The sequence below is a fragment of the Streptomyces africanus genome (genome assembly GCF_002150735.1).
Lineage (GTDB): Bacteria > Actinomycetota > Actinomycetes > Streptomycetales > Streptomycetaceae > Streptomyces > Streptomyces africanus.
This window is the reverse complement of record NZ_MUKA01000299.1, coordinates 1-11,376: the sequence shown is the minus strand read 5'-3', so window position 1 is coordinate 11,376 and position 11,376 is coordinate 1. Positions and strand designations below refer to the sequence as shown.

Sequence of the window (11,376 nt, the reverse complement as noted above, 5' to 3'; positions counted from 1 at the left end):
CCACCCGGTCGCCGGCGCAGGCGAAAGCCCGTTCGTCCCCCTGACCTGCGCCGCCGTCAACCCGCCCCGCGCGGGAACCCCCGGCGGCGTGGGCCCGGTGGCCGCCGGCACGGGAGCCGGGGGCGGGGTCGGCGCCTGCGCCACAGGCGCCAACGGCGGTGCCGGCGCGGCCATGGGCTGAGGCGCCGGCTGCGGCACGGACTGCGGGGCAGGCTGCGGGACGGACTGGGGCACGGACTGCGGGACAGACTGGGGCACGGACTGAGGAACGGGCTGCGGCATCTGCTGCTGCCCCATCTGCCCGAAGCGCACTCCCTGCCCGGTCTGTCCGACCTGCGCCGCCGCCGGCATCGGCATCCCACCGCCCGGCCCGGCGGGCACGGCACCGGCCGGCACGGCGGACGCGGCGGCGGGGAGCGGCATACCGGTGCCGGCGGCAGCCGGAGCGACGGCGGGCCCGGGAGCGCCGCCGCCGGTGGCCTGCGCGGCAAGGCCCCGCATGCCGGATCCGTTGGTCTCGCTCACCAGACGGTCCACTGCCGCCGTACCCGAGCTGTAGCTGGTCCCATTGCCCAGCTCGGGTACGGCGGCTCCCCTCCTGGACGTCCCGTAGAGCACCTGTTCCAGGCCGGACACCAGGCGACGCACGTCCACCTGGGGGCGCACCACGAGACGCAGGAAGCGGCTGGACGAACCGATCTTGTTGCCGCACTCGCGGACCAGGATCCGGTGCTCGGTGAGCATCCGGTCCCGGACCACGGTGCCCTCGGCGCCCACGGGGAGGCGCACGAAGAGGAAGTTGCCCTGTGACGGGTAGACGGTCAGTCCGGGCAGGGCGGACAGCTGGCTGGCCATGTCGAGGCGGTCGCGCCGCACCTGCTGGAGGCTCTGCGCGTACTCGGCGCCGTGCTCCTTCAGCATGAAGACGACATGCTCGGCGAAGGAGTTGAGGTTCCACTTGGGCAGCATGGCGCGGACGCGCCCGGCCAGCGCCGGGTTGGCGACCAGGTAGCCGAAGCGTATGCCGTGCAGGCCGAAGTTCTTGCCGAGGCTGCGCAGCACGATGACGTTGGGCCGCAGCATCGCCTCCTGCACGACACTCGGTTCGGCCTCGGCGTCCGCGAACTCCAGGAACGACTCGTCGATGACGACCAGGTCGAGGTCGGCCATGGCGTCCATGAACTGGACGATGGCGTGCTTGTGCAGGAAGCCGCCATCGGGGTTGTTGGGGTTGCAGATGACGGCGACGCGCGTGCCCCGGGAGCGGATGAACTCGGCGTACTGCGCGAGGTCGAGGGCGAACCCGCTGGACTCCTGGAGCGGGAACATGTCGACCCGCTTGCCGGTCTCCATGGGCTGGTCGGTCCAGCGGCCGAAGGTGGGGACGGGGATGGCGAGGGACTCGCGGACGAGCAGGTGGTCGATCCAGGTGATCAGCTCGGTGGAGCCGTTGCCCATCGCCACGCACTGCGGCGGGAGCTGGAGCAGGCTGCACAGCTCGGCCGTGATGGTGTCGGCGCTGGACGGGTAGTACGTGATGATGTCGCGGAGTCTGGCCGACATGTCGTCGAACATGGCCGGGGTGGGGAAGTACGGGTTGCAGGGGATGCAGAAGTCCACCGGTCCCGCGCCGTCGCCGCCCTCACGTGTCAACGCCGCCATCGACGGGCTGTGCGCCGCGGTGCTGCGGAACAGCGACGTGACGTTGTCGGCCATGGAACCTCCGTACAGGGCGGATCCGCTGGGGACGACCGGACCCGACGTTTAAGGACGGCCCGCGCGGGGGAGCGCGGGCCGCCCTTAGATACGGAGGCTGCGGCGGCACTGTTCAACCACTGGGGTTTCCCTCAGAAAATTGTGTGCCACCTGTGAAGACGATCAGCAGCCGAACGTGTGGACCGTCGTCGTCCGGTACGTCTGCCCGGGCCGCAGCACCGTCGACGGGAACGACGGCTTGTTGGGCGAGTCCGGGAAGTGCTGCGTCTCCAGGCACAGCGCGTCGCCCTGCCGGTAGATGCGGCCGGTCGGGCCGGTCAGCGTGCCGTCGAGGAAGTTGCCGGAGTAGAACTGCAGGCCCGGCTCGTTCGTGGCGATCTTCAGGCTGCGGCCGGAGGCGGGGTCGCGCAGCGTGGCGACGTGCTCGGGCCGGGCGGTGATGCCCTTGTCGAGCACCCAGTTGTGGTCGAAGCCCTTGGCGGTGACCAGCTGGGGGTGCGAGGTGCGGATGTCCCGGCCGATCGCCTTGGCGCGGGTGAAGTCGAAGGGCGTGCCCGCGACCTTCGCCAGCTCGCCCGTCGGGATGAGGCCCGAGTCGGTGGGCGTGAAGCGCGAGGCCGCGATCTGCAGTTCGTGGTCCTCGATCGTGCCGCTGCCCGCGCCGGCCAGGTTCCAGTAGACGTGGCTGGTGAGGTTGACGACGGTGGCCTTGTCGGTGGTGGCCTCGTAGTCGATGCGCCAGTCGCCGTGCCGCGTGAGCGTGTAGGTCACCTTCGTCTTGAGGGTGCCCGGGTAGCCCATCTCGCCGTCGACGCTCGTGTAGTACAGGTGCAGACCGACGTCGGAACCCTCGGTGAACGGCTCGACGTCCCACACGCGCTTGTCGAAGCCCTTGGCGCCGCCGTGCAGGCTCTGCTCGCCGTCGTTGACGGAGAGCTGGTAGTCCTTGCCGTCGAGGGTGAACTTGCCCTTGCCGATGCGGTTGCCGTAGCGGCCGATCAGCGCGCCGAAGTACGGGCTCTTGGCGACGTAGTCCTCGAGGTTGTCGAAGCCCGCGGAGACGTTGGCGTAGCGGCCGCGGCGGTCGGGGATCTCCAGCGACTGGACGATGCCGCCGTAGGAGAGGACCTTCAGGCGGGTGCCGCCGTTCTCCAGCGACCAGCTGTAGACCTTGGTGCCGTCGGCGAGCTTGCCGAAGAGCTTCTTCACCGGCTTCCTGCCTCCCGTGGCGTGCGCCGTGCCGCCGAGCGTCGTGGCGGCCATACCCGCCGCCGCGGCTCCCGCGATGACCGTGCGTCTGTTCAGTTCCATGCGTGCGGCTCCCGATAAGGAGAGGGCCCCGCCTTGGCGGCGGGGCCCCGATCTGACTTACGAACCGACCTTGCGCTTGTTCCACACGTCGAACCCGACCGCCGCCAGGAGCACCAGGCCCTTGATGACCTGCTGCCAGTCGGTGCCGATGCCGACGAGGTTCATACCGTTGTTCAGCACGCCCAGGACCAGGCCACCGATGATCGCGCCGAGGACGGTGCCGACACCGCCGCTCATCGACGCGCCGCCGATGAACGAGGCGGCGATCGCCTCCAGCTCGAAGTTGAGGCCGGCCTTGGGAGAGGCCGCGTTGAAGCGGGCGGCGAAGACCAGACCCGCCAGGGCCGCGAGCATGCCCATGTTCAGGAAGACCAGGAAGGTGACCTTCTTGTCCTTCACACCCGACAGCTTGGCCGCCGGGAGGTTACCGCCGATGGCGTAGATGTGACGGCCGATGATCGCGTTGCGCATGACGTAGCCGAAGCCGACGAGCAGCACACCGAGGATCAGCAGGACGATCGGGGCGCCCTTGTAGCTGGCCAGCAGCATCGTGACGACGAGCACGGCGGCGGCGAGCGCGACCAGCTTCAGCAGGAACAGCTTGAACGGCGGGACGTCCAGGGCGAACTCCTGCTGGCGACGGCGGTCGCGGAACTCCTGGAAGACCACGAACGCGATCAGCGCCAGGCCGAGCAGCAGCGTGAGGTTGTGGTAGTTCGTGTTCGGGCCGACCTCGGGCATGAAGCCGTTGGCGACCTTCTGCAGCCCCGTCGGGAACGGGCCGAGGGTCTGCCCCTCGAGGAAGATCTCCGTCAGACCGCGGAAGATCAGCATGCCCGCGAGGGTCACGATGAACGACGGAATGCCGCCGTACGCGATGAAGAACCCCTGGATCGCGCCCGCGATCGCGCCCACGACCAGGCACAGGATCACCGCGACCGGCCAGGGCAGGTCGTTCTTGACCATGAACACGGCTGCCATCGAGCCGATGAACGCCGTCAACGAGCCGACCGACAGGTCGATATGGCCGGCGATGATCACCAGCATCATGCCCATCGCGAGGATGAGGATGTAGCTGTTCTGCAGCACCAGGTTGGAGACGTTGCGCGGCAGCAGCAGGTCGCCGTCGGTCCACACGGCGAACAGCACCACGATCAGGCCGAGCGCGAACAGCATGCCGTACTGCCGCATGTTGCGGCGCATGCCGTCCAGCATCAGCTGGAGCAGGCCGTCGCCGCCCGCCGCCCCTGACTTGCCGGGCGGCGCGGGGGCCGGCGACTTGGCGGTCACATCCGTGCTCATCGGGTTACCTCTTTGTCCTTCGTCATCTGACGCATCAGCGATTCCTGTGAGGCCTCCGCCCGTGAGAACTCACCGGTCAGCCGCCCCGCGGCCATCGTGTAGATGCGGTCGCACATGCCGAGCAGTTCGGGCAGCTCGGAGGAGATGAAGACGACCGCCTTGCCCTGGGCGGCCAGCTGGTCGATGACCGTGTAGATCTCGAACTTCGCGCCGACGTCGATGCCTCGGGTCGGCTCGTCCAGGATCAGTACGTCCGGACCCGCGAAGATCCACTTGCTGAGGACGACCTTCTGCTGGTTGCCGCCGGACAGCTTGCCCACCGGCTCGAAGACGGTCGGCGCCTTGATGTTCATGGAGGTGCGGAAGCCCTCGGCGACCTGCCGCTCCTGGTTCTCGTCGATCACCCCTCGCTTGGCGACCTTGCCCAGGGCGCTCAGCGAGATGTTCCGGTTGATGGTGTCGATGAGGTTCAGGCCGTAGTGCTTGCGGTCCTCGGTGACGTACGCGATCCCGTGCTTGACCGCCTCGGGGACGGACTTCGTACGGATCTCCTTGCCGTCCTTGAGGACCGTGCCGCCCGCGTACCGGCCGTACGTCCGCCCGAAGACGCTCATCGCGAGTTCGGTGCGGCCGGCGCCCATGAGACCCGCGATGCCGACGATCTCACCGCGGCGCACCTGGAGGGAGACGTCGTCGACGACCTTGCGCTGCTGGTCGATCGGGTGGAACACGGTCCAGTCCCGGATCTCCAGGGCGGGCGCCACGCCCTCCTCGGGCTCGTGCGGCGACCGCTCCGGGAAGCGGTGCTCCAGGTCGCGGCCGACCATCCCGCTGATGATCCGGTCCTCGGTGGTCTCCGGGGCCTTCACGTCGAGCGTCTCGATGGTCTGCCCGTCGCGCAGGATCGTCACCGAGTCGGCGACCTTGCGGATCTCGTTGAGCTTGTGGGAGATGATGATCGAGGTGATGCCCTGCTTCTTCAACTCCAGGATCAGGTCCAGGAGTTTGCCGCTGTCCTCGTCGTTCAGCGCGGCCGTCGGCTCATCCAGGATGAGCAGCTTCACCTTCTTCGACAGGGCCTTGGCGATCTCCACGAGCTGCTGCTTGCCCACGCCGATGTCGGCGACGCGGGTGTCGGGGTGGTCAGTGAGGCCGACCCGCCGCAGCAGTTCGGTGCCGTGCTTGAGCGTCTCGGACCAGCTGATGATCCCCCGGGTGGCGTGCTCGTTGCCGAGGAAGATGTTCTCCGCGATGGAGAGATACGGCACCAGCGCCAGCTCCTGGTGGATGATGACGATGCCGCGCTGCTCGCTGGCGCGGATGTCCTTGAACTCGCAGACCTCTCCCTCGAAGAGGATCTCGCCCTCGTACGTCCCGTGCGGGTAGACGCCGGAGAGGACCTTCATCAAGGTCGACTTGCCGGCACCGTTCTCCCCGCAGATGGCGTGGACCTCGCCCTGCTGGACGGTCAGAGTGACGTCCGACAGCGCCTTGACGCCGGGAAAGGTCTTGACGATCGAGCGCATTTCCAGGACGGGTCCCGCCATGGTCGTGCCTTCCAATCCTGTTTTCGAATCCCTGCGATCCTGGCGGTTACTTGAGGTCGGCGGCCGTGTGGTAACCCGAGTCGATGACGACCTTCTGGTAGTTGGACTTGTCGACGCTCACCGGCTTCAGCAGGAAGGCGGGCACGACCTTCGTGCCGTTGTCGTAGGTCTTGGTGTCGTTGACCTCCGGCTTCTTGCCGTTCAGCACCGCGTCGACCATGTTCGAGGCGACCTTGGCGAGTTCGCGGGTGTCCTTGTAGACGGTCTGCGTCTGCTGGCCCGCCTCGATCGACTTCAGCGAGGCGACCTCGGCGTCCTGGCCGGTGACGACCGGCAGCGGCTTGCTCTTGGAGCCGTAGTCGTCGGACTTCAGCGCGGAGATGATGCCGATGGAGATGCCGTCGTACGGCGAGAGCACCGCGTCGACCCGGGCCGTCTTGTAGGCGGAGGTCAGGATGTCGTCCATGCGCTTCTGGGCCTGGCCGCCGTCCCAGCGCAGGGTGGTGACCTGGTTGAGGGCGGTCTGCTTCGAGCGGACGACGAGCTGCTTCTTGTCGATGTAGGGCTGGAGGACCTTCATCGCGCCCTGGAAGAAGTAGCGGGTGTTGTTGTCGTCGTTGGAGCCGGCGAACAGCTCGATGTTGAACGGGCCCTTCTTGGAGCCGTCCTTCAGGCCGAGCTTCTCGACGATGTAGGTGCCCTGGAGCTCGCCGACCTTCTCGTTGTCGAACGACGCGTAGTAGTCGACGTTCGGGGTGCCGAGGATCAGGCGGTCGTAGGAGATGACCGGGATGTTCGCGTCCTTGGCCTGCTGGAGCACGTTGTTCATCGACTTGTTGTCGATGGCCGCGATGATCAGCGCCTTGACGCCCTGCGTGATCAGGTTCTCGACCTGCGAGACCTGCTGGTCCGTGTCGTCCTCGCCGTAGACCAGCTTGGTCTTGTAGCCCTTGGCCTTGAGGTCCTTCACCACGTGGGCGCCGTCGAGGATCCAGCGCTCGGAGGACTTGGTCGGCATCGCGATGCCGATGGTGCCGCCCTTGGCGCTGCCCTTGCCCTCCTCGCTGCCGCCTTCACTGTTCTGCCCGCAGGCGGACAGGGTCAGGGCGAGGGACGCGGCTCCGGCTATGGCGGCGAGAGCGGCTCTGCGATTACGCATGATGATCATCCTTGATCTGTGTGCAGGGCTCGGTCTGGGAGGCGCGAAGTCGCTCCGGGTGGTCGTGCCGGAAAGACCGAGAAGAGATGTGTCGGATTGTGGTCGGCTGTGTCTTCTTTTGTGAAGCCGAGTTTCCGGAACGTTATGCCGAGATTTCGAACCGTTGCAGATCGCCCGGCAGTCGGGACCCGAGCGGGGCCATGTCGCCGTCGGCTCCGTGGCGGGCCAGCAGGTCCAGGGCGAGCCGGCCGCGCCGCACGCGTTCCTTGGCCGTGGCCAGGGTCAGCTCCCGCATGTGGTGCCCGTAGGGATAGATCCCGGGCGCCTTGGACAGGCCGAACTTCAGGTAGAGCGGTGCGCCGCGCCGGATGAGCTCGGCGACCTCGTACATCCGGACGTAGCCCCCGAGGTCGTCCGGGGCCTCGATGTACATGTCCATCGGAGCGCCCGACACCCGGCGGATCTCGGTGAGGTGATCGAGCGTCAGGTCACTGGGCACGTTGATCGAGTCGCCGCCCAGCTTCTCGTACACCGCGTACGCCGCCGGGTTGACGGGCCCGATGAGCGCGCTCACCTTGAGGGTCGTGTCGGCCGGGATGATCCCGGCGGCTCTCGCCCGGTGCAGCGTCCACAGCACGCCCTCGTCGGCGACGAGCAGGCACTTGACGCCCAACTCCGTGGCCCGCACGGCGTCTTCGACGCACCCGGCGACGGCGTCGTGGCCGCGGGCGCGCAGTCCGGCCCCCCGTGAGTCGGTGCGCGTGGACCCGCCGATGTCCCACGTGCCGCGCGGGCCGGTGAACAGGCAGAGCTCGATGTCGCGTTCGGCCGTCGCCTCGACCATCTCGGTGATCTCGGCGTCGGTCAGCATCCACACGCCGCTGCCCTGGCTGATCCGGTGGATCGGCACGTCCAGCCGCGAGGCCTCCTTCAGGACCACCGCCAGCGCCTCGGGACCCTCGCACGAGGGGATCTCGGTGCGCCAGCGGCCGCCGCCGGGGAAGGAGTGCGGCGAGGCGTCGGCGGGGTCGAGCGCGGGCGCGTTCAGGCCCAGCGTGGTGAGCGCCTGCTCACCGGGCCTACGGGCTGCCGTGGCGGAAGCGTCGGTCACAGGAAAGTCCTTCGGTTCGATATTTCGGACGAGGTTCGCGGCTGTGGGCAGGGCAAGGCTGGGTGTACGCCGGTACGGGAGCCGTCAGGTTGCCCCCGTACCGGCGTACGTCTAGGGGCGGAGCAACACCTTGCCCACCTTCGGATCGCCGGCTCCCACCAGCTCGATGGCCTGCGAGAACTCGGCGAGCGGCAGCTCGTGCGTCACCAGCGGCAGCGGGTCGAGCAGCCCGGCGGCGAACACCCGCACCGTGTGCGCCCAGGCGTCCGGCGGAGCACCGAAGACGGTGTGCACCTCCAGCTGCCGTACGACGAGGCCGGTCGGGTCGAGACCGTCGGCGCCCGGTGCCGGGATGCCGGTCAGGACCAGCCGGCCGCCGCGCCGGAGCAGGGCGGCGGAGATCCGGGCGGCGTCCGCGGACCCGGCCGTCTCGATCACCACGTCGAAGTCGTCCGGCAGGTCCTCGTCCTTCGTCCGGAAGTCCGTCGCGCCGTACTGCCGCGACAGCGCCTCACGGTCCCGGCGGGTGCCGACGACCAGCAGCTCGGCCGGCGAGTTCGCCTTCAGGAACTGCACGGCGAACATGCCGAGCGTGCCGGTGCCGACCACGGCGACGCGCTCGCCGGGCTGGGCGTTCCCCTTCAGCGCGGCCGCCGCGATACAGGCGGCGGGCTCCAGGAGGGCCGCGGCCGTGAGGTCGCAGTCGTCCGGGAGGGCGTGCAGGAGACGGGCGGGGAGCGTCAGCGTGGCCGCCATCGCGCCCGGCTGGGTGAACCCGGTCTCCTCGTAACCGGCCGTGCACAGGGTCGTGTCGCCCGCGTGGCAGCGGTCGCAGACCTGGCAGTTGCGGAAGCCCTCACCGACGACCTTGCGGCCGACGAGGGACTCGGGGACACCGGCGCCCACGGCCTCGACGGTCCCGGACCACTCGTGGCCCGGGGTGAGCGGGTAGCGGACGTAACCCTCGGGGCGGTTGCCCTGGTAGACCTCGCGGTCGCTGCCGCAGATCCCGGAGGCGTGGACGCGCACCAGTGCCTCGCCGGCCTCGGGCCGCCGGGGCTCGTGCGGGACCAGGCGGTGCTCGCCCGGGGCGTCGATCACTACCGCGGTGCTCACGTCGCTCCTGAGGTTTTCGAAGGTTTCGGTCGCCGGCTCCGGGTTTCGCAGGCCGGGACGGTCACTGGGTGCCCTTGGGCTTGCGCTGCTCCCAGCCGTCCGCCCAGAGGTCGAAGCGGGCCTGCTGCTGCGGGAACTCGGCGGCGGCGTCGACGTCCAGCTCCACGCCCAGACCCGGGGCGTCGGAGAGGTGGAAGCAGCCGTCCTCCGGGTTGACCTGCGGGGCGCCCTTGACCACCTTCTTGATCTCCGCGTCCGCGAAGTCGTTGAAGTGCTCCAGGATCTTGAAGTTCGGGGAGGTGAAGCCGACCTGGAGGGAGGCGGCGGTCAGGACCGAGCCGCCGACGTTGTGCGGGGCCACCAGCATGTAGTGGGTCTCGGCCGTCGCCGCGAGCTTCCTGGTCTCCCAGATTCCACCGATATGGCCGACGTCCGGCTGGATGATGTCCACGGCCTGGCTCTCGAACAGCTCGCGGAACTCGATCCGGTCGTGGATGCGCTCACCGGTGGCGACCGGCATGTCGACCTTGGCGGCGACCTTCTCCAGGGCCTTGAGGTTCTCCGGCGGGACCGGCTCCTCCAGCCACGCCGGCTTGAACGGCGCGAGCTCCTTGGCCAGGCGCACGGCCGTGGCGGGGGAGAAGCGGCCGTGCATCTCCAGCATCAGCTCGGCCTCGGGGCCGATGGCGTCCCGGACGGCCTCGATCAGGGAGACGGCGTACAGGGTCTGCTCGTGGTCCAGCTCGAAGTGGCCGGTGCCGAAGGGGTCGATCTTGAGCGCCCGGTAGCCGCGCTCCATGACTCCCTGGGCCGCCTTGTGGTACGCCTCCGGGGTCCGCTCCGTGGTGTACCAGCCGTTGGCGTACGCCTTGACCTTGTCGGTGACCTTGCCGCCCAGCAGCTGCCAGACGGGGACGCCGAGGGCCTTGCCCTTGATGTCCCAGCAGGCCATCTCGATCACGGCGATGCCGGACATCACGATCTCGCCGGCGCGGCCGTAGTCGCCGTACTTCATCCGCTTGACGAGGTCCTCGACAGCGAACGGGTCGGAGCCGAGAATGTGGTTGACCTCAGCTTCCTTCAGGTAACCGAGAAGGGCGTCGGTGTGTCCCAGCATCCGGGTCTCGCCGACTCCGGTGATCCCCTCGTCGGTGTGCACCTGGACGTACGTCAGGTTGCGCCACGGCGTCCCGACCACGTGTGTGCTGATTCCGGTGATGCGCACGGCGGTTTTCCCTCGCAGCTTCGTCGGCTCGGTTCTGTCAGTCGCTCAGTTCGACGTGTTCGAGATTTCGGCACACGTTCGAAATGCTGGCGTGACAGTAAAGACGGGGCGGTGGGGGTGTCAATGGGTCGCGCGCATAACGGTTTCGACAGTTTCGAAACCATGGGGGCGGCGTGTCCGTACAGAACCTTCACAGCTGGATCTAGGAACGTGACCGGCGCGGAACTTAATCTTCCCGCGTCATGGACTACTGCGACCCGTGCCGACGGCACCTCAACGGCGCGCTCGCCTGCCCGGGGTGTGGCACCTCAGCCGATGCGCTGCGCTGGCGTGAGCCGGAGTACGGCGGGTATGACGCCGTTCCTGAGGCCGGGGAGGGCGTGCGCGACGACCCGGACGGGCCGGACGGGCCGGACGATGAACACGAGGATGACGGTGAGCCGTTGGGGCGGGCTGCCCGGCGGCGTGGGCGCGGACCGGCCGGTGAGGGCCCGAGTGGTGCGACGAGCCGGCGGGACCGGAAGGCCGCGGCGCATCGCCGACGGCGGCGGCGGGCGCTGTTCGTCGCGGCGGGGTTCGTGCTGGCGGCGGGCGGACTGAGCCTCGCGGAGCTCGGCATGGACGCGCCCAAGTCGACGCCGAAGCCGGCCGCGGCGGGGGATGAGTCGGCGGACGGCGACGCGTCGAAGGAGGCGGGGGAGACGGGCGGCCCGGGCGCGGGGACCGTGGCTGACCGGGCGTCAGGGTCCCCTTCGCCCAGCGTGTCCGACTCCCCGTCGGCTTCCAGGTCTGCGAAGCCCGGCAAGTCCGAGGACGCGAAGGACGACGAGACGCCGAAGCATTCCGGCCCGGCCTCGGCGGACACGCCCCCCGCCCGTCCGTCGTCGGC

General features: G+C 68.9%; 9 protein-coding genes. 1 reads left to right on the top strand and 8 read right to left on the bottom strand.

Going from position 1 to position 11,376, the window contains the following annotated elements:
* From CCL05_RS32175 to CCL05_RS32140, 8 genes are all read right to left on the bottom strand, one after another.
* A partial coding sequence (locus tag CCL05_RS32175) for a pyridoxal phosphate-dependent aminotransferase (RefSeq protein ID WP_086564203.1) occupies window positions 1-1,716 on the bottom strand: 1,716 nt, incomplete at its 3' end.
* Window positions 1,717-1,878: 162 nt separating this feature from the next.
* Entirely contained in the window at window positions 1,879-3,027 is a 1,149-nt protein-coding gene (locus tag CCL05_RS32170; protein ID WP_167409657.1) for an aldose epimerase family protein, read from the bottom strand.
* 57 nt (window positions 3,028-3,084) lie between these two features.
* Window positions 3,085-4,329 carry a multiple monosaccharide ABC transporter permease gene (gene mmsB / locus CCL05_RS32165; protein WP_086564202.1) on the bottom strand — a complete coding sequence of 415 codons (1,245 nt, stop codon included), beginning with the start codon at window positions 4,327-4,329 and terminating at the stop codon, window positions 3,085-3,087.
* Window positions 4,326-5,876, bottom strand: a complete 1,551-nt coding sequence (gene mmsA / locus CCL05_RS32160; protein WP_086564201.1) for a multiple monosaccharide ABC transporter ATP-binding protein — start codon at window positions 5,874-5,876, stop codon at window positions 4,326-4,328. Before mmsA ends, mmsB begins: the two co-directional genes overlap by 4 nt.
* Before the next feature lie 46 nt (window positions 5,877-5,922).
* Complete coding sequence (gene chvE, locus CCL05_RS32155) at window positions 5,923-7,035, bottom strand: multiple monosaccharide ABC transporter substrate-binding protein (protein WP_425275957.1); 1,113 nt, start codon at window positions 7,033-7,035, stop codon at window positions 5,923-5,925.
* A 142-nt stretch (window positions 7,036-7,177) separates the two neighbouring features.
* Window positions 7,178-8,146, bottom strand: coding sequence for a glycosyltransferase family protein (locus tag CCL05_RS32150; protein ID WP_086564199.1), 969 nt, complete (start codon window positions 8,144-8,146; stop codon window positions 7,178-7,180).
* A gap of 111 nt (window positions 8,147-8,257) precedes the next feature.
* Window positions 8,258-9,262, bottom strand: coding sequence for a zinc-dependent alcohol dehydrogenase (locus CCL05_RS32145; protein WP_086564198.1), 1,005 nt, complete (start codon window positions 9,260-9,262; stop codon window positions 8,258-8,260).
* Between the two features lie 61 nt (window positions 9,263-9,323).
* On the bottom strand, window positions 9,324-10,487 hold the full coding sequence (locus tag CCL05_RS32140; RefSeq protein ID WP_086564197.1) for a mandelate racemase/muconate lactonizing enzyme family protein: 1,164 nt from the start codon (window positions 10,485-10,487) through the stop codon (window positions 9,324-9,326).
* Window positions 10,488-10,729: 242 nt separating this feature from the next.
* Between CCL05_RS32140 and CCL05_RS45365 the strand changes: the two genes are divergently transcribed.
* Window positions 10,730-11,376, top strand: a 647-nt coding sequence (locus CCL05_RS45365; protein WP_167409656.1) for an SCO2400 family protein, incomplete at its 3' end; no start/stop codon positions are given.

Bases quoted from the DNA above. Each gene is read 5' to 3' on its own strand.
- mmsA (WP_086564201.1), bottom strand. From the start codon at position 5,876: ATGGCGGGACCCGTCCTGGAAATGCGCTCGATCGTCAAGACCTTTCCC.
- mmsB (WP_086564202.1), bottom strand. From the start codon at position 4,329: ATGAGCACGGATGTGACCGCCAAGTCGCCGGCCCCCGCGCCGCCCGGC.
- CCL05_RS32170 (WP_167409657.1), bottom strand. From the start codon at position 3,027: ATGGAACTGAACAGACGCACGGTCATCGCGGGAGCCGCGGCGGCGGGT.
- chvE (WP_425275957.1), bottom strand. From the start codon at position 7,035: ATGCGTAATCGCAGAGCCGCTCTCGCCGCCATAGCCGGAGCCGCGTCC.